General features: G+C 34.8%; 14 protein-coding genes and 1 riboswitch. Of the genes, 6 read left to right on the top strand and 8 right to left on the bottom strand.

Annotated elements, in window-relative coordinates:
- Positions 1 to 357: 357 nt before the first annotated feature.
- Entirely contained in the window at positions 358 to 2,730 is a 2,373-nt protein-coding gene (locus tag PUH65_RS05840) for a PIG-L family deacetylase (protein ID WP_305518881.1), read from the bottom strand.
- 518 nt (positions 2,731 to 3,248) lie between these two features.
- Between PUH65_RS05840 and PUH65_RS05835 the strand changes: the two genes are divergently transcribed.
- The 3 genes from PUH65_RS05835 to PUH65_RS05825 are packed head-to-tail and all read left to right on the top strand — an operon-like array spanning position 3,249 to position 5,775.
- Positions 3,249 to 4,031: an ABC transporter permease gene (locus PUH65_RS05835; protein WP_305518880.1), complete on the top strand. Its 783-nt coding sequence runs from the start codon at positions 3,249 to 3,251 to the stop codon at positions 4,029 to 4,031.
- On the top strand, positions 4,032 to 4,784 hold the full coding sequence (locus PUH65_RS05830) for an ABC transporter ATP-binding protein (RefSeq protein WP_305518879.1): 753 nt from the start codon (positions 4,032 to 4,034) through the stop codon (positions 4,782 to 4,784).
- A gap of 4 nt (positions 4,785 to 4,788) precedes the next feature.
- Entirely contained in the window at positions 4,789 to 5,775 is a 987-nt protein-coding gene (locus PUH65_RS05825; RefSeq protein ID WP_305518878.1) for an MlaD family protein, read from the top strand.
- Positions 5,776 to 5,853: 78 nt separating this feature from the next.
- On the opposite strand, the gene PUH65_RS05820 is transcribed toward PUH65_RS05825, so the two are convergent.
- A complete protein-coding gene (locus PUH65_RS05820; protein WP_305518877.1) occupies positions 5,854 to 7,149 on the bottom strand; it encodes an O-acetylhomoserine aminocarboxypropyltransferase/cysteine synthase family protein in 1,296 nt (431 codons plus the stop codon).
- A 135-nt stretch (positions 7,150 to 7,284) separates the two neighbouring features.
- A riboswitch (SAM riboswitch) is annotated at positions 7,285 to 7,390 on the bottom strand.
- Positions 7,391 to 7,565: 175 nt separating this feature from the next.
- On the opposite strand from PUH65_RS05820, the gene PUH65_RS05815 reads away from it, so the two are divergent.
- Complete coding sequence (locus tag PUH65_RS05815) at positions 7,566 to 7,766, top strand: dodecin family protein (RefSeq protein WP_370692018.1); 201 nt, start codon at positions 7,566 to 7,568, stop codon at positions 7,764 to 7,766.
- 82 nt (positions 7,767 to 7,848) lie between these two features.
- On the opposite strand, the gene PUH65_RS05810 is transcribed toward PUH65_RS05815, so the two are convergent.
- Together PUH65_RS05810 and hutH are read right to left on the bottom strand one after the other, a co-directional pair.
- On the bottom strand, positions 7,849 to 8,415 hold the full coding sequence (locus tag PUH65_RS05810; RefSeq protein WP_305518876.1) for a hypothetical protein: 567 nt from the start codon (positions 8,413 to 8,415) through the stop codon (positions 7,849 to 7,851).
- A gap of 103 nt (positions 8,416 to 8,518) precedes the next feature.
- The gene (gene hutH / locus PUH65_RS05805) at positions 8,519 to 10,009 is read right to left on the bottom strand and encodes a histidine ammonia-lyase (RefSeq protein WP_305518875.1); all 1,491 of its coding nucleotides are present in this window, start codon (positions 10,007 to 10,009) and stop codon (positions 8,519 to 8,521) included.
- A 193-nt stretch (positions 10,010 to 10,202) separates the two neighbouring features.
- Here hutH and PUH65_RS05800 point away from each other — a divergent pair, with 193 nt between their 5' ends.
- Positions 10,203 to 12,017, top strand: a complete 1,815-nt coding sequence (locus tag PUH65_RS05800) for a hypothetical protein (protein ID WP_305518874.1) — start codon at positions 10,203 to 10,205, stop codon at positions 12,015 to 12,017.
- A gap of 100 nt (positions 12,018 to 12,117) precedes the next feature.
- On the top strand, positions 12,118 to 13,911 hold the full coding sequence (uvrC, locus tag PUH65_RS05795) for an excinuclease ABC subunit UvrC (RefSeq protein ID WP_305518872.1): 1,794 nt from the start codon (positions 12,118 to 12,120) through the stop codon (positions 13,909 to 13,911).
- A 3-nt stretch (positions 13,912 to 13,914) separates the two neighbouring features.
- On the opposite strand, the gene PUH65_RS05790 is transcribed toward uvrC, so the two are convergent.
- From PUH65_RS05790 to PUH65_RS05775, 4 genes are all read right to left on the bottom strand, one after another.
- Entirely contained in the window at positions 13,915 to 14,724 is an 810-nt protein-coding gene (locus tag PUH65_RS05790) for a hypothetical protein (RefSeq protein ID WP_305518870.1), read from the bottom strand.
- Between the two features lie 50 nt (positions 14,725 to 14,774).
- Positions 14,775 to 17,585 (bottom strand): T9SS type A sorting domain-containing protein, encoded by a 2,811-nt coding sequence (locus tag PUH65_RS05785; protein ID WP_305518869.1) that lies wholly within the window; start codon positions 17,583 to 17,585, stop codon positions 14,775 to 14,777.
- A gap of 145 nt (positions 17,586 to 17,730) precedes the next feature.
- On the bottom strand, positions 17,731 to 18,813 hold the full coding sequence (locus tag PUH65_RS05780) for a PorV/PorQ family protein (protein ID WP_305518867.1): 1,083 nt from the start codon (positions 18,811 to 18,813) through the stop codon (positions 17,731 to 17,733).
- Positions 18,813 to 19,673 carry a DMT family transporter gene (locus PUH65_RS05775; protein ID WP_305518898.1) on the bottom strand — a complete coding sequence of 287 codons (861 nt, stop codon included), beginning with the start codon at positions 19,671 to 19,673 and terminating at the stop codon, positions 18,813 to 18,815. Before PUH65_RS05775 ends, PUH65_RS05780 begins: the two co-directional genes overlap by 1 nt.
- Positions 19,674 to 19,690: the final 17 nt, after the last annotated feature.

The raw sequence follows: 19,690 nt of genomic DNA, 5'->3' as shown, positions 1-19,690 counted from the left end.
CGTGTTTTTTTCTTGATTCATATTTTAAAATTTACTTAAAACCGTAAAAGTTTTTACCACAAAGTCACAAAGATTTTCTTTTATTATTCTTCTTTATCATGTTTTGAGAAATCATAGAGTTTATATTGAACTTTTTGACATTGTTTTTTTTTTTAACACATTAGTCACATAAGTTTTTTTTAGTTAGGTCAAGAACACATGAGTTTTAAAAATCTTTGATTTTTTACTTTGTGCACTTTTAGTAAGTTTACTATTACTTAATACTAATGTGACTAATGTGTCAAAAAATTATAGTATCATTAGTTTACATTATTCTTTGTGACTTTGTGGTTTAAAAAATCTGTGAAATCCGTGCGATTACTTTTTCGTGTTTCCCAGCGCCAATATATTCATAAATAATTTATACGCACCCGGAACGCCCGCCGGTAATTCTCTGAAGAACGATAATCCCGTATAAACATAAGTTCCTTTTCCGTACTTTCCTGCCAGCAAAATTCCTTTCTGTGGAGATTCTCCTGTATCATTTCCTTCTAAAAGTGGAATTAAATTTTGATCATAAGAATCGGCAAAATACAATCCTCTTTCCTGAACCCAATTCTTAAAATCGTCTTCTGAAATTTTATTGGGCGTATTAAAAACTGGACTGTTTGGAACCAGGAATTTCATTTTTGCATCTTCTTCGGAAATTCTGTTGGGTCCTAATTTTAATTGGAAAGGTGCAATTTCTTCCGTCAATAAACCGCGATTAACATTATATTGATTAATCACCAAACCACCGTTTTCTACGAATTTCCAAAGGTCTTTATTGATCAAAGCCATTTCAGGCTGCGTATTATAAATTCTGATTCCTAAAATTAAAACATCATAATTTTTGAGTAGTGATGGATTCCAGTTTTTGAGATCCAATTCATCAACCTGTAAACCGATTGCTCTTAATGAAGAAGGGATTTCGTCGCCCGAACCTTTCAAATAAGCAATCTTAATATTCGGGATTTTTAAATCTAAATTTTGAACTTTTGCCTGCGCATTTCGAAGCCAGATCTGTCGGTCGATATGCGGATAATCGACCACATTTAAAGATTGATTATAGATTTTCCCATTAGATTCAATGATGGCGCTTAAATTAGAATTTGCGTTTTTTGAAAGAGGTTCAACCGTAAATAATAGTTTTTTCTTTTCACCAATTTCCTTGAAATCAATTGTTTGTGGCGCAGATATTTTCCAGTCTTTACTGCCATTTAAAGAAACTTTTGCAGAAGAATTTGCGACGAAACTTTCCACTTCAACCGCTATTTGTTTGGGTTGATTGCTGAAAATAAAGTTTTCCTGATCGAAATTGGCCACAAAAGCAGGAACCGTATAAAAAGGTTCGTAACGCTCACCAATAGAAGGATTCACTGTTTTTTGCTTTAATGGAATATCGTAATCAATTTTTGTAGACCCAAAATTAATGGTAATTGATTTTTTTATTGGATTCAAAATTTCAGGTTGTCCAATATCTTGTGGATTATTTACGACGTACAGATTGTTTTTCGGAGTTTCTTGTAGCCAATAAGGATTAGATAATTTAGCATCATCGATTTTTAATTTCTCTGTTGATTTAAATGATTCGTTGGCTAAAATTTCTTTGTCAGCACTTCCGGAAATAGAAATATTAATATTTTTATTGCTTCTATTGGCGATTTCCAATTGAGTTGTAATTTCTTGGTTTAATGTTCCGAAACCTTTTGGTGTCGTCCATTCAAAATAAATTCCCTGCGTTTTTAAAATCAAATCTTTGACTTGTTTTAATTTTAAATCATCTGCATTATTTTTTTTCAATAAGGCATAAACTTGAAGTAGATTATTTAAGGAAAGTTGCGGATCATTAAATTGATAATCAGAAATCAATTGGTCCATTTGGGTTTTAAGCGGTCCATTTTCTGTGGATAATTTTATTCCTTCGAAAATATCATTGGATTTCGGTTTGTCACCTTTTAAAAATTTTAAATATTCGATATCAGAACCTCTTTCCAGCGCCATTCCAAAACCTTGACAAGCGTGTTTACTTCTTGATTTAGAGGATATTTCATTATTAGAAGTTCCAAGTGTCGAATAATAAGTTCCAACATTGATGGAGAATAAATTGGTTTTATCGGCTTTATCAAAGTTTTCTTTGCTGCCAAAAAACCACCAACTCGTATTGTAAAACATTCTTTTGGGTTTCCAAACTTTTACAGAGTTCAACTGTTCCGGAAAAGCAGTTGGATCTCCTGCCAAATCAAATGCTTCCATTGCTAAAAGTGCAGAAGCAGTATGATGGCCATGAGTTTCTCCATTTGAATTTGGATCAAAACGGGTAATGATAATTTCAGGTTTATTTTTACGAATTGCCCAAACGACGTCCGCTAAAATTTTCTGCTTATCCCAAAATTTCAAAGTTTCTGTAGCCGTTTTAGAATATCCAAAATCCAAGGCTCTGGTAAACCATTGTCTTCCTTTATCAACTTTTCGTGCTTCCAAAAGTTCCTGGGTTCGGAGCAATCCTAATAATTCTCCTTTTTCAGTACCGATTAAATTTTGTCCACCATCGCCACGAGTTAAGGAAAGATAAACTGCATCAACATGTTTTTCATGAGTGAGCCAGGAAATAATTCTGGTATTTTCGTCATCAGGATGTGCAGCCAAATACATGACTGTGGTATTATTTTGCAACCGAAGTAGGTCATCGTAAATTTCTGCTGAACTCATTGGAACCGATTGTGCTGAAAATAAAAGGGATATAAAAAGACTCATCCCAACTAAAAACTTTATCATTGGCTAAAGATAAAAAAGTTATTCGAAAATTATTTGATAATGGAGGAAAGCTTTCTGCCCATATTTTTAATTGTTCTACTATGAAAATATAAACAAGTACTACATTTTTTATAACCTCAAAAGATGTAAAAGTTTAAGTGTAATAATTGGATCCAAAGTTTGAAAAGCATTATGAAATTAAGATTTTACTATTATTCTTTCTTTGTAAATTTTTATGAATACAATCTTTTATCCTTCCAAAGTTCGTAAATGGTTGATAAAATCCTTTTCAAATATGAACTGAATGAAGTTCTAGCCCCGATGGAAACGGCATCCCCCGAATCCGCGACAGCGGTGAGGGGATATAGTGTACAGCGGGACGGGTTTTGTAAGAAGCGAAAATGTAGTGCTCCCGTTATTTTGTACGATACTATTTTGCCGAATTATAACTATATTTACTTATACATTTTTGTATGTTCAACTTAACTTCAATATTGCATTCTTTAAAATCTTTCTTTAATGAAATTGGCGATATTACGTTATTTGCCGGTCGATTTTTTCGGGAAGTTTTTACTGCTCCTTTTGAGTTTAAGGAACTGTTGCGACAGTGTTACAACATGGGAAACCGTTCTTTATTGCTGGTTGGTGTTACGGGATTTATTTTAGGATTGGTTTTTACATTGCAATCTCGGCCGACGCTAGAACAGTTTGGCGCTACTTCCTGGATGCCTTCTATGGTTAGTATTTCTATCGTGCGGGAAATTGGTCCTGTAATTATTGCCTTGATTTGTGCCGGCAGAATTGGGTCTGGAATTGGAGCTGAACTCGGTTCTATGCGCGTGACAGAACAGATTGATGCCATGGAGGTTTCGGGGACCAATCCTTTTAAGTATTTGGTAGTGACCCGTATTCTTGCAACAACTTTTATGTTGCCGTTATTGATTATTATGGGAGATGCGATTTCGCTTTTCGGATCCGCGATCGTCGAGAATTTGAAGGGCGATGTTTCTTTTGTGCTCTACTTCAATAAAGTTTTTGGGGCGTTGAGTTTTAGCGATATTCTGCCTGCTTTTATCAAGTCATTTTTCTTTGGTTTTGCTATTGGATTAATTGGATGTTATAAAGGGTATAACTGTTCGAATGGAACGGTGGGAGTTGGTGAAGCCTCGAATTCGGCGGTGGTTTATACCTCGATGTTGCTGTTTGTAATTGATTTTATTGCGGTATTTGTAACCGATATAATTTTTGAAATTTAGATGAATAACCAGGATCACAAAAAAGTAGTTTTAGAACTGAAAAACCTGACTAAAAGTTTTGGTGATAATCATGTATTGAAAGGTTTTAATCTTAAATTATATGAAGGTGAAAATCTGGTCGTCATGGGAAAATCTGGTTCTGGGAAATCCGTCATGGTAAGATGTTTGGTTGGTTTGATTCAACCTGATAGTGGCAGTATTTCGATTAAAGGCGAAGATATTATTACAATAGGACACAAAGAATTGGATTTGCTTCGTACAGAAATTGGTTTTCTTTTTCAAGGAAGTGCGTTGTATGATTCCATGACGGTGCGTGAAAACCTGGAGTTTCCGTTAAGACGGCATAAAGATAAAATTAAGAATTTCACGGGAACAGAAGTTTTGGTAAGGGAAGCGTTGCAAAATGTTGGTTTGGAACATGCAATTGACTTAATGCCGGCAGAACTTTCCGGTGGTATGCAACGTAGAGTTGCGCTGGCGAGAGCCTTGATTTTGAAACCCAGCATTATGATGTACGATGAACCGACGACAGGTTTGGATCCAATTACGGCAAAAGAGATTATTCAATTATTGAGAAATATTCAGGTAAAATATCAGACTTCATCCATAATTATTACGCATGATGTGGATTGTGCCAGAGTAATTTCTAACCGTATGATTTTGTTGGTTGATGGTATTAATTATGCCGAAGGAACTTTTGAAGAACTTTCTAATTCCGAAGATCCACAAGTTCAGGCATTTTTTAAAAATTGAAAGTATGGGAAAATATAATTCAGAAAAAATAAAGGTGGGTATTTTCGTTTTAGTTGGAACCATTCTTCTGGTGGCTGCACTTTATTTGGTTGGAAAAAAACAACATCTTTTTACGGATAACATTAAACTGTATGCGGTATTTGCTAATGTGAACGGTTTGCAGATTGGAAATAATGTTCGCTATTCTGGTGTTGATGTTGGCACGGTGAGTAATATTGAAATGATTGAAGAAGGAAAAATAAAGGTTGAAATGTTAGTCGAAGAAGAAACTTCTCATTTTATTAAAAAGGATGCTACGGCTTCGATTGCTTCGGACGGATTGGTGGGAAGTATGGTCGTGAATATTTTGCCTGGAAAAGATGAAACTGCGAAAATCGTAAAATCGGGTGATACCATTCGAACTTCAAAAAAAATAAGCATAGACGAAATGCTTGATACCTTAAGCAAAACCAATGAAAATGCTGCTTTATTAACTTCTGATCTCGTAAAGATTACCAACAAAATTCTGGATGGTCAGGGCACGATTGGATCATTGTTAAATGATACTTTAATGATTAAAGACATTCGTCAATCAGTAGCAGAATTAAAAACTACAGCGACTGGAACTTCAGAAGCGATTGGTAAAGTGAATACGATTATTTCAAAAATAAATTATGACCAAAGTGCAGCCGCGGTTTTTTTGAGTGATAAAAATTCGGCTGATCAAATAAAAAATGTGTTCAGCAATTTAGAAAAATCCAGCAAAGAGATTAATTTGGTAACTAAAAATTTAGATGATTATATGCTGGATATTAAATCTGGAAAGGGAACTTTAAATCATATTGCAAACGATCCAGTTTTGGTTAAAAACATAGACTCTACCGTTGTTAGTGTTAAACAGGCAGCCGAAAAATTAAATGAAAATATGGAAGCCCTCAAACACAATTTCCTCTTCCGTGGCTATTTTAGAAAACTGGAGAAACAAAAAGAAAAGGAGGCTTTGAAAAAGTGATTTTTAAGCATTGACGAGAGCATCAATTAAATAAGAAAAAGAGTGAAAATTTTCACTCTTTTTCTTTAACCTTAAAAACTAAATAATCGAAAAACCTGATTCTAAATCAGCGATAATATCATCGATGTGTTCGATCCCAACACTCAATCTTATTTGTCCCGGGCGAATTCCGGCTTTTTCTCTTTCTGCATCAGACAATTGTTCGTGCGTGGTTGAGGAGGGATTGATGATTAATGTTTTTGAATCTCCCACATTAGCAACGTGACTGATCAATGACAAATGATTAATAAATTTCACAGCGGATTCTTTTCCGCCTTTAATGTCGAAACTTAGGACTCCACCGAATCCTCTTTTTAAATATCTCTTCGCATTTTCATGATCGGGGAAATTGGGTAATCCTGGATATAAAACCTTTTCAACTTTCGGATGATTTTCTAAATATTCTGCGATGGTTTGTGCATTGCTCACTGTTCTTTCTAATCGAAGTGACAAAGTTTCTAGACCTTGCAACAAAAGGAAAGAGTTGAATGGAGAAATCGTTGGACCGAAATCTCTCATGCCTTCGACTCTGGCTTTAATGATAAATGCGATATTTCCGAATTGAGAATTTACTCCAAAAACATCGGTGAAAACCAAACCGTGATAACTTTCACAAGGTTCTGATAGTTGCGGGAATTTCCCATTACCCCAATCAAAATTTCCGCCGTCAATAATGATTCCGCCAATTGAAGTTCCATGTCCGCCAATCCATTTAGTAGCCGATTCTACCACGATGTTCGCCCCATGTTTCAATGGTTGAAAAAGATAACCGCCCGCACCGAAAGTGTTGTCGACGATTAATGGAATTCCGTGTTTTTTTGCCACTGCTGCAACTGCTTCAAAATCGGGAATATTTAAACTCGGATTTCCGATGGTTTCCAAATAAATGGCTTTTGTATTTTCATCGATAAGTGTTTCAAAACTTTCGGGTTTATCGTTGTCGGCGAAACGGGTTTCGATTCCTAATTTTTTAAAAGAGACTTTGAACTGATTATAACTTCCGCCGTATAGATAAGGCGAACTCACGAAATTATCGCCGTTTTGAAGAATATTAGTTAATGCTAAAAACTGGGAAGCATGTCCGGAACTTGTTGCCAAAGCTGCAACACCGCCATGCAGGGCTGCCATTCTTTTTTCGAAAACATCGGTGGTTGGATTCATCAAACGCGTGTAAATATTCCCGAACTCTTTTAAACCAAAAAGATTGGCTGCATGATCTGCATCATTAAAGGTATAACAGGCGGTTTGATAGAGCGGAACTGCTCTGGAGTTGGTGGTTGAATCTACGGTTTGACCGGCGTGAACTTGTAAAGTTTCAAATTTTAAATTGCTCATATTTTAATTTATTTGTTTTAAATTTTGGGCAACTTATCCTTTGAAAATATTGGTCGAAAGAGCATAAAAAAAGCTCTTTCGACAAATCAAAAGAACTTAATATATAGAATTTCTATTTTCTAAATTTTAATATCTGACTTATCTTTCCCGCGCTGGCGAGTTGAATTTTGCACCTTATTTATTTCTAAACAGGTTGCCAAAGTTTCAAAGGGTCAATTCCCTCCACTTTTCTGAATAAGTTGCGATTTTTTAAAGAACGTCTTTAGTGCTGCAAATCTATAAAATTATTTTTGAAGTAAATGAGTGTTGAATCAAAAAAATAAAATTATTTATTTAACTCCTTGTATTAAAGTTTGTTAAATGCTCTTTTGTTCGTGAGGATTTAATTAATTTTAATGAAATTAAAACCAAATATTATGATTGTAAAAGTACTTGAAGTAATTGCTACTTCAGAAATTAGTTTTGATGATGCTATTAAAAATGCTGTAAAAGAAGTTTCTAAAACGGTAAAAAACATTGATAGCGTTTATGTAAAAGACATGAAATGTCATGTAAAAGATGGGGAAATTTCCACTTATGGATGCGTCTGTAAAGTATCTTTCAGAGTTGAATCTTAAAAGTTTCCTGCTGAAAAAATCCATTTTGCACAAACAAAATGGATTTTTTTATGGCTTTTAATTGTCGGTAGTTTTGAGAAATTTATTCTTTCGTTCCCCAAGGTGCGCCTGGAGTTTCAATTGCTTTTGTCAAATCAAATCTTACCGTAAACAATCGTTCGCTCCCTACACGACGAAGATTATAAGTAAAACTTTCCTTATCGATTGTAAACCACCAAACATTGGTTGCCGCGGCTGGAATCAATTGAGCTGTGTGCGCATCTGCAGGAAACATTTGAAAATTTTCTAAACCAACATTAGAACTGGTTCCGCCATATTGAGTCGATTTTTCTTCAGTTCCGTCTGGATTGCGGTGATCGTGTTTTAATCTTAAAATTTTATCTGCATTCATATGCAAAACCCAAGTTCGGGATTTATCTTCACCCACAAAAAATGGAATTCTGATATCATTTTTTTCACAAGACCGAACGTGCATGACCAGTTTTTTTCCGGTAAAACCATCGCCTTCTTTACCGCCAGATATTATTTCACCTTCATAGGCTTTTCCACAATGGGTTTCTAATTGGTTCCAGAATTTTTCAGAAGGCTTTTGTTCCTGCGCAAAAAGACCAATAGGAATTAGGAGTAGTAAATAGAGCAGTTTTTTCATGTTTTCTTTTTAAATAATTTTTTCTTTTATTAAAAGCTAAACATACGGAAATTTCCTGTGAGAACTTATCTTCAGAAGGAATAGGAATAACTAAATTTTTTTATTAATTCACCTTAAATTTTCGCTCTCTGATCAAATCCGCAATCGCCAGCATATCTTCACCAATCAATCGGTCATTCTCTAATTTCGCTACTTTTGTTCGGATTAATGAATACGCGTTTTCGACATATTTAGAACATTTTGCCGGACGTCGGAATTCTAATCCTTGCGCACCAAACATAAGTTCTACGGAAAGAATGTTTTCTAAATTTCCTAAAACCTGGTTGAATTTTCTGCCAGAAATACTTCCCATCGAAACATGATCTTCCTGTCCCAAACTCGTCGGAATAGAATCTGCCGATGCCGGGAAACATAACGTTTTATTTTCTGTAACCAACGCCGCAGAAGTATATTGTGGAATCATAAAGCCGGAATTTAAACCTGAACTTTCCGTCAATAATCTTGGTAAACCATATTTCCCTTCAAGTAAAAGATAACTTCTTCTGTCAGAAATATTCCCTAGTTCTGCTGCTGCTAAAGTTGCGTAATCTAAAGGTAAAGCCAATAACTGCCCATGAAAATTTCCGCCGGAAATCGATTCTTCCGCGCTTAAAACAATCGGATTGTCAGTCACAGAATTTAATTCTGTTTCTGTTAAATGTTTTAAATGCTCGTACGCATTTCTGCTCGCACCATGAACTTGCGGAACACATCGCATTGAATAAGGATCTTGAACGCGATCACAGAATTCATGACTTTTTAAATTATCAGAATCCTTTAGAAACTTTCGCATTCTTGAGGCTACTTTTCTGCTGCCATCAAACGGGCGAATATCATGAAGTTCCTTTTTAAATGGACTTGCTGATCCTCGATAGGCTTCTAAACTTACTGCTGCAGTTAAGTCGGCCAAGTCAAGTAAATATTTGAATTTATTTAAACCTAAAATAGCGTGTGCTAAAATAAACTGCGTTCCATTAATTAAACCTAAACCTTCTTTTGGTCCGAGTTGTAAAGGTTTTATCCCATGTTTTTTTAAGGCTTTTTCAGTTTCTACGATTTCATTGTTCTGCCAAACTTTTCCTAACCCTAAAAGTGGTAAAACCAAATGAGCCAGTGGTGCCAAATCTCCGGAAGCACCTACAGAACCTTGTTCTGGCACAACTGGAATAATATCTTTTTCCAGCATTAAGATTAACCTTTCAATCACTTCCAATGAAACTCCCGAAAATCCTTTTGATAAAGCATGAATTTTTGCAATCATCATCACTCGAGAATAGTCTTTAGCAATCGGTTTTCCAACACCAACGGCGTGAGAAATAATTAAATTATGTTGAAGTTGAGCAGTTTCCTCTTCGGAAATTTTAACGTCGCAAAGTGGTCCGAAACCCGTATTAATTCCATAAACCGTTCGGTCGGACGCAACGATTTGCTGCACGTTTCTCTGAGATTTCAGAATCTTTTGTTTTGCTTCTTTATTCAGTTTTGCATTGCTGGGATTTTTTAAAATCGCCATGATGTCTTTGATTGTAAAAGTATCTACGCCGTAAATTTTCATTGATAAGAATTTGTCTAAAAATACACCTTTTTGAGAAGTTAGGAAAATAGTTGAAAGTTATTTTAATTAACTGATAAAAGTCATAAATTCAAGCCACTAATAAAAATGTTATCCTGTACATAATTAAAAATTTAATTCTAATTTTGATGGTTATTTAAAATTATCTATTAAAATAAAGAGACCCTTAAAAAATATGAATAAGAAAAAGCCCGCACATAACTTTCACATTCCGGTAATGGGATTGGCGTATACGATCGACAGTCCGATTCGTGTTGCGCAATACGGAATCTCCTCCGTGATTTCGATTATCGATGATGAGATTATTGAGAAAATGAACAGCCTTTATCATAAGAGAAATAATTTTTCTTATAGCGAGATTTCCAACAAAATTGAAGATTACCGCGCCAAAAGAATTACAGCGTACCTTGATATGGTGCACGATGTGGTGAATATGAAATTTGAAAATTTCAAACAGGAATTAAGCAAAAGCAAAGAAGCATTGAATGAATATATCGACATGCTTCCGAATAAATCTGACCTTAAAAAAGGTTTAGAAAACTTAGTGGAACAAAAAGAAAACTTTACTGAAAATGTTCGCAAGTTTTTAGAAAACAATCTGTCTCCCGGAAGTATTGACGTAAATGTCATGACCAAAGTAGACAAAGATAATTTTGTGAAAGGTGAGCAATTGCCGGTCATGTATAATGACGCTCACGTTTCTTTGCGAGGATTTGCCAACAGTAAACTTTCTTCTTCAATTGTGCTTTCTGCCGGAATGAATCCAAGATTGTACAGTTATTTTGAATCTTTTCCAGATTTTTTTCCGAACGAAAAAGGAGAACTCAAAAAGAAAATTATTTTAAAAGTAAGTGATTTCCGGTCAGCGATGATTCAGGGGAATTTCCTGGCAAAAAAAGGGCTCTGGGTTTCAGAATACCGCGTAGAATCTGGTTTGAATTGTGGAGGTCATGCCTTTGCGACAGATGGTTTATTGCTCGGTCCGATCATGGAAGAATTCAAACAAAAGAAAAACGACCTCGTTGCTTCTGCTCACGAATTAATGGTGAATGCTTTAACACAAAAGGAAATTCCTGTTCCGGCACAACCATTAGACATGAAAATTACCGTTCAGGGTGGAGTAGGAACTGCAGAAGAACACGAGTTTTTATTGGAGAATTATAAAGTAGACAGTATTGGTTGGGGTTCGCCATTTTTGTTGGTTCCTGAAGCGACGTCTGTGGATAAAGAAACCCGTGAATTATTATCGAAGTCCAAAGAGCAAGATTTCTATTTAAGTAATATTTCACCACTTGGAATTCCGTTCAATACGGTTAAAGGAAGCACGAATGAGTTTTTCAAACAGGAAAAAATTAATAAAGAAAGGGCCGGAAGTTCGTGTCCGAAAAAGTATCTGGCTCTAAGTAAAGAATTTTCACCAGAAGGAATCTGTACTGCTTCCAGAAAATATCAAACGGTACAACTGAAAGATTTGGAAGAAGTAAAAGAGGAAATAACTTTAAAAGAATACGATAAAAGGAAAGCAAAGATTACCGAAAAATCTTGTCTTTGTGTCGGATTGGTCAACTCTTCTTATCTGGAAAGTGAAATTCCTATTAAAGGTGAGAAACAAGGAGTCGTGGTTTGTCCGGGACCTAATTTGGCGTATTTTGATAAAGAGGTTTCTCTTGCCAATATGGTAAAACATATTTACGGAAACGAAAATGTCATGCCCGAAACCAATCGCCCGAATATTTTCGTGAACGAGTTGAAAATGTATGTTGATTATTTGAAAAATGAAATCGAAGAATTCTCTGACAGTTTCACCAATGCTCAAACTAAAAAATGGAAAACCTTTAAGAATAATTTGATTGAAGGCATCAATTATTACGAAACGTTATTTGCAGAAACTTCTTTTTTCAAAAACAATTTGAAAACGGTTGAAATTCAACTGGCAGATTTTAAGAACAAAATTATTGGGATTTATATCCCTGAAAATGTAAAAGCATAATATTTTTAAAATGTATTTTAAAACCAGTCTGTCAATTTCGGCAGACTGGTTTTATTTTTAGCAGTTCTTTTTTTACAAAGCAAATCCCTATTTTTGTATCATGAATGCTGATCTTGAACTTCAATTAAAAACTTTGCCGTCTGATCCTGGAGTTTATCGATATTATGATAAAAACGGAAACTTATTATACGTTGGTAAAGCGAAGAATTTAAAGAAAAGAGTTCTTTCTTATTTCAATAAAAACCAGTCGGGTTACCGAACTCGAATCATGGTTGCCAAAATTTTCCGTCTCGAAACGACCGTTGTAAACAGTGAATACGACGCTCTTTTGTTGGAAAATAATTTAATTAAAGAACATCAGCCGTTTTATAATGTAATGCTCAAGGATGATAAAACCTATCCCTGGATTTGCATTAAAAATGAAGATTTCCCCAGAGTTTTTTTAACGCGGACTAAAATTAAAGATGGTTCCGAATATTTTGGACCTTATGCGAAAGTTCGTCCTGCTAAGGTTTTGTTGGATACCATTAAACATCTTTACAAAATTCGAACTTGTAATCTAAATCTTTCGCCGAAAAAAATTGCGGAAGGAAAATACAAAGTTTGTCTGGAATATCACATTAAAAACTGTGAAGGTCCGTGTGAAATGCTTGAAATGAAAGAGCATTACGATAAGAAAATTGAAGCAATTCGCGGGATTGTAAAAGGAGATTTCCGAACTGCTAAAGAATATTTGATCAATCAAATGATGGTTTTTGCAGAAAATTTAGAGTTTGAAAATGCGCAGGCGATTAAGGAAAGAATCGACTTGCTTGAAGATTATCAGCACAAACATACGGTCGTAAATCCCAATATTGATGATGTTGATGTTTTCGGAATGACGAGTGATGAAACTGCGGCCTACATTAATTATTTCAAAATTCAGAACGGAAATATTATCCAAAGTTTTACGACAGAAATTAAGAAAGTTCTGGAAGAATCTGATGAAGATATTTTAGAAGAAGCCATGATTGAAATTCGCCAGAAGTTTGATTCTAATTCAAAAGAAATTCTGATTCCGTTTCATTTAACCTTAGAAATTCCCAATGTGAAATTGATTGTTCCTAAAATGGGTGACAAGAAACGAATTGTGGAACTGTCCGAAAAAAATGCGAAAGAATATCGTGTTGAAAAACTGAAGCAAGTTCAGATTGTAGATCCAGAAAGACATACGAACCGAATTATGGCAGAAATGCAGAAGTTGTTGCGAATGCCAACAGAACCCCGCCATATTGAAGGTTTTGATAACTCAAATATTCAGGGAACAAATCCTGTTTCGGCGTGTGTCGTTTTCAAAGATGGGAAACCGAGCAAAGCAGATTATCGAATTTTTCACCCGAAAACCGTTGTCGGACCTGATGATTATAAAACGATGGAAGAAGTGATTTACCGTCGCTACAAAAGAGTTTTAGAAGAAGCCGAACCTTTGCCACAACTTATTTTAATTGATGGTGGAAAAGGTCAACTTTCCTCTGCGGTAAAGAGTTTGAAGTTACTTGGTTTGTACGGAAAAATCACCATTATTGGAATTGCAAAACGCTTGGAAGAAATTTATTTCCCCGAAGATTCGATTCCGTTATATTTAGATAAGAAATCTGAAACGCTCAAAATTCTGCAAAGAGTTCGGGACGAATCGCACCGTTTTGGCGTAAGACATCATCGGACGCGCAGAACAAATTCTACCATTAAATCTGAACTGGACGGAATTCCGGGTGTTGGTGAAAAGACCGTAGAACTTCTGCTTCAAAAACTGAAATCAGTGAAGCGGGTTAAAGAATCGAATTTAGAAACCTTAGAAGAAATCTTAGGGAAATCGAAAGGGAAAGTGGTTTGGGAATATTTTAATTCTAACTAGGATTTACTTTTTCGAAAAAACTTCTGTTCTGAAACTTCCGTCAGCGTTAACCAATTCTACTTCTATTTTTCCATCTTCCAAATAACCTATTGTTGATGTTCCATTTTCAAGTTGAACTCTATAAACGTCTTTTTTTCCAGAAGGTTTAAAGGTGGCGTACGGAACTGAATTGTTGGGATTTACTAAAATAAATTCTCCATTGGCCAGAAAAATTCTGTTCAGTGTTAAAGAACCATTGCTATAAACTTCTGCTTTTATTTCGGCAGTTGCTTGTATTTTTGGCGTTGGAACAACTTGTTTGGTGTTTTTTTGGGGGACTATTGCGACTTCTGTATTTGCAATTTTTGTCGTGGGAATTTCTTTCGTAAGTTCGTCGGTTTTTTTTGCATACGGCCTTTCCAACGGTACCGACAACGGGATTTTTTTTGATGCATCTTCTAATGCATCGCGCATTCCAGGTTCAAATTCCTTTATTAAAGATTTTCCATCGAGGGATAAAATTGATTTATTTTCACAATCTTTAAAATCAATACTCACTTTGTTTTTGAACATACTGCTCGTGTCAGATAGTTCTGCCCTGAGCACTTGGCAAGGATTTCCTGCCAGTTCCGCAGGCCAATTTTCTACACTTTCTTTAATGATCATAAACTTTTTCTGTTTTAATTTTAAAGTAAGCAATTCATTCAATCCATGTTTATTTGCTTTAACATTACTAAATGTTTCTGGAACATAAATGTATTGATAGTCAGAAACCTGCTGTCCGTAGAAAAACGCAGCAACCAAAACAGTAGAAATTTGCAGAATTTTTTTCATATAAAAAAGTTTCAAAAATTAATAATCAATTTATCTTTTGATAAAACTAGTTATTTTTTAATAAACTGTTGCGAGAATTGAGTTCCGTTTTTAGTCGTAATTTCAATGAGGTAATTTTCTGCATTTAATTGCGAAACATCAATGATTTGATTTTCATTGGTGTATTTCCCAGAAGAAATAAGCCTACCCGAAAAATCAAAAATGGTATAGTTTTCCACTTTTAAACTACCAGTTTCTTTAATTTTAATAAAACTTGAAGCCGGATTTGGAAATAGAATTAACTTCAGTTTTTGAGCGCCTGATTTTACATTTCCTGTGTTAAGATAAATTGGCAATTCGGTGGTTACAGCATACAATTCTTCGCCAGATGTTTTTGTATTTGCTACAAAATATAAAGTGTTTTCTAAATTGACCAACTTTAAAATCTGATCAGTATCTGCAATTTGTTCTTCATTTACAACGTTGACTGGTATTGTGATAGTGCTTTCCGCAGTTCCATTGGTTCGCCAAATTTTACTGCTATTTTCCTTAGTGAAATAAAGATAATTATTAATACACGTCAAATTAGAAATGGCTGGGGTGTTAGCGTTTATACTAATTTCTTTATAAGAATTGTTATTGATATTAATGCTCCATAAATTGTTGCTTTTCCCTTCGTAATTACTTGTACCAAAGTAAAGCGTTGAACCACACTTGTTAAAATTTGCAAAAACACCCATGTAATTACTGCTTAAAATTTCGGTAGGAGGAGTTTGTAGATTATCAAATTTATAAATGGTACCGTATCCGTTTTGAGACAATAAATATAACTTGTCATCAACTTCGATTATTTCTTGAGAAACATTCCATTGACCATATCCCCAGTCATTAGCCGGAAAAGGAATTTCGGTTACGACTTGCGTGCTGCTGTTGTACTTAAATAATCGGTAATTTTTAGCAATGAGAAGTTGATGATCAAATACGCCTAAAATCTGTGTTGCGTTGTTATAATATTCTTCATCTGGAATATTGAAAGCGATCACAGTTCCCTCCGCTGAACCATCTGTTTTCCAAATTTCCTCCTTATAAATATCATTAGAAATCATGAAATAGAGGGAGTTGTTATATAAGATTGATTTAGTTCGGGGTGATGATCTACCTGGTACTTCTTTAAGTAATTCTAAAGTATCACTATTAATGTCATTTTTGAAAACACGAATCTTTGAGCCATCACCTGCATTGTAATACGTAGTGGTGATGAGCGACTCATCATTTAGATTTCCGAATTTACTATTTGCACTAACTTCTGTATTTTGTGGCAGCGTCATTTTCTTTGTTCCCGCTTCGGTTCCGTTTGTTTTTACAATTTGTGAGGAGTAAGAATTTGGGGTGATGTAGTAAGAATTTCCAACTCTAAACAATTCGCCTTCCGGTACATTGGTGTAGATTGAATTGCTGATTTTAACGGCTTCGGGTTCGTCGCCTTTCTTTGCTATTTTGTAGAATTGATTGTTGTAATACTGATCAAAGGCGGTGAAAATTAAACCATGATCTGCCGTAGCAACTGCGTTAATAGGCTTACTTCCTTGCTCGTGCATCGTATCTTTAAATAGAGATACTTCTTTAGTTTCCAGGTGATATTGAAAAAGTTCTTTTCCATATTTTTGATTCTCATAAGGGAAAATCATTTTCCCAGCGATTTCAATTGAATTGTGTAATCTATTCTCCCCGAGGAGAATTAAATTTTCAAACTGATCCATCAAATAAAAAGTCGTGTGTCCAGAATTTTCAATTAAAATCATTTCATTAATGGGAAAATATCGAAGCATATTTGCTGAAAAATCATTTGGAATGATAACGTTGGTCTGCACGGTTCCACTTACCGTTCCGTCGGTTTTCCAAAGGCGGTTTCGTTCCTGACTGTAAGGAAAGAAGTAAATAGAATTCCCTAATTTTTGTAAACCAAGTTCATACTGGTTAGATGACGCGAAATGCATGGTTGAACTAAGTACTTTGGTGTTTTCAGGAGTTCCATCGGTAACGAAAAGATTAGAGCCATTTTCAATAGTATTACCCATGAAAACAAGTTTATTATTTAAAATTTCGCCTGAACTTAAATCTCCTCTTGTAGTATAAATAAATTTCGCTGTTTTGGTGGCAAGATCTAGTGACCATAAACCAGTTTGTGTACCACTAGCATTTCTAGCGCCAAACAATATCGTCCCATTTAAATTGAAACATTTTAATGTAGTGTGAATGTATAATGGATTTTCAGTACCGGCAATTTTTATTTTCGTAGTAGTTTCATCAATGCTGTTCGTGATCCAAAGTTCATTACTGTAATTAGCATTTTTTGCGGCATACATAAAGTGAGAATTAAACTTGAATGCTTTTGACTCTAAAGTCTGCCCTTCCATCTGTTTGAGCAATTTTGTTCCCGCAGAAGTTCCATCGGAAATATAAATATTGTTTCTTTCGGTGATGAGAATTTTGTTTTCATCAGCCGTGATTTGCATTACGTAATCATCTGGAAATTCAAAAATCTGTTTGGTTCCAGTTTCTGTTCCGTCGGTTGTCCAAAGTTGTGTTTTCGATGAAACATCGACCAAAAAATAAACCTTGTTTTGGAATAAGGTAAATTGAACATCGCTCGAAAATTGCGGTGTGTATGGAAATATCTTTTTAATTAAAGTACTTTTTTTGGTCGTAAAATTATAACTCCACAGATCGCCGCTCCAGAAAAGTAACTGGTCATTGTATTTCTGTAAATACTGAGGATTTACGCCGGTGTTTTGATTAATTTCGTAAATCTCGGCATCAATAGTTTGAGAGAAATTTGCAATATAAAAGAGGGAGAAAAAGAAGAAGTAAATTTTTTTCATAAATTTAATTTGTGCTAATGTACTAATTTTTAGAATTTAAGAATTTTTTTTGTCTGAATTTCTTACTATAAAAGCAAGCGCGAATCATTTCTTAGATTCATTTCTGAGAAATAGTAATCGTCTTCAAAAGGTTTTGAATCTGTTTTTAATTTCTAAAATCACCCATATCCAATTTCAGAGAAAAGAAATTAGAGTAAAAATTAGATCCGCCAATTCCAGAATTAGTGATAGCGTAATCGAGTGTTAGACCTTGATATTTAATTCCGATTCCGGCACTTGGCTGGAAGGAAACTTTTCTTTTTAAATTTTCAATATCGGTAACGGTTTGAAATCTATTTAAACCAACCCGTACAAAAATCATATCCTGAAATTTGAGTTCAGCGCCAGCATACGGTGTGATACTCGCAAAATCGGTAGAAATAACTGCGGCAGTTTTAGCGAAATCAACATTAATTCCGGCTTCTGGCATTAATTCTAAATCACGGTTAATTTCGAAATTTCTGCTCATTCCTAAATTGAGTTTAGGCATGGTCAATTCCATTTTATCTTTCGGTGCGGGATTAAATTCTTCGCCATTCACTACGGCAGAAAGTTCTTTTTGATTTACCGTCCAGAAGTTGACTGTAGTGGTAATATCTTTCATTACGGCACCGTAATTCCAGCCATTATCGGAATGGTAAATTGCGCCCAAATCAAATCCGAAACCGTAACCACTCGCAAATTTTCCTACATTTCTATAGACCAGTTTTGCATTGACTCCCACATCTAATTTTTGATTTCCACCCGGATGAAAAGCGTAAGAAATTAAGGCTGCATAATCTGATTGGGAGAAACTCGTAATTTTATCGTAATCGATATTCCCTTCAGGATCAATTAATTGCGTTGTGTTTAAAATATTATCTACCCCAAGTCGTACGATTGAAATTGCGAAAACGCCCCCATTATTATCCAAAGGTTTTGCATAGGCGATATAGTCGTACTTCGCAATAGATTCAAAATATTCTGCATGCATGGCTGCACCTTGCCAATCGCGGTCTACACCGAGTAATCCTGCCGGATTCCACATAGGGGAATACACATCATTTTGATTAGAAATTACTGCACCGCCCATTGCCAGTCCCCGTGCTCCAGCACCGATATTTAAAAATTCGTTCGAATATTTCCGCACGATTTGAGCTTCAGAAGAAATTCCGGAAGTCACTAAAACGGCAAAGAGTAATTTTTTCATCAATCCAGTTCTTTTTTTGCGGCTGTGTTTTTTCTTGATTTCAATATACCATTAACAATAATCGCCGATATCATAACTAAAGAAGCGCCGTAAAATATAGGGCTCATTTTCTCTGACTCTCCAAAGATAAAAAAAGCAAGGATAATCCCGTATATTGGTTCTAAATTTACAGTTAAAATTAAGGTAAATGGCGAAATATACTTCATCAAGTTTACAGATTCCAACATAGGGAATGCCGTAAAAAAGCTTGCTAATATGATAATTAACGTTAAATCTCGTCCACTTATTTCATTGAGTTGAAAAATTTGCCCGGTTAAAAGATAAAAGATACTTAGAATAATTAACCCAGAAAAAATTTCATAGAAAATAATATTGCCAGAACTTGTTTTACCAAATATCTTTCCATTAAAAACAGAAAAAATAGTCCCAAATAAAGCGGTTAGAATTCCATAGAAAATTCCTTCTTTGTATTGAAATTCAGTCTTGAAAATTAAGCCCATACAAATCACGATGACGATTCCCATAATGACTTCCGAAATATCGATTTTCCTTTTAAAGATAATCGGCTCCAGAATAGCGGCAAATAAAGTAGATAAAGACAAACAACTCAATGCAATCGAAACATTGGAAACCTTGATAGAATAAAAGAAACAAAACCAGTGAAAAGCCATAAATCCACCAATTACAGAGAGTTGAATAAATAGTTTCTTAGAAATTTTGATGCTTTCTTTTTTATAAAAACGAATGAATATAAATAAAAATAAGGCTGCAAAAAGCATCCTGTAGAAAGTTAATATTTGGGCATTGGCATGAATTAATTTTCCTAAAATTGCAGTGAAACCCCAAAGGAAAACAATCATATGAAGCCGGAAAAGTG

This window comes from Kaistella sp. SH40-3, from assembly GCF_030686865.1.
Lineage (GTDB): Bacteria > Bacteroidota > Bacteroidia > Flavobacteriales > Weeksellaceae > Kaistella.
Note: the sequence above shows the minus strand (reverse complement) of the source record. Positions and strands in the feature narration are given on the sequence as shown.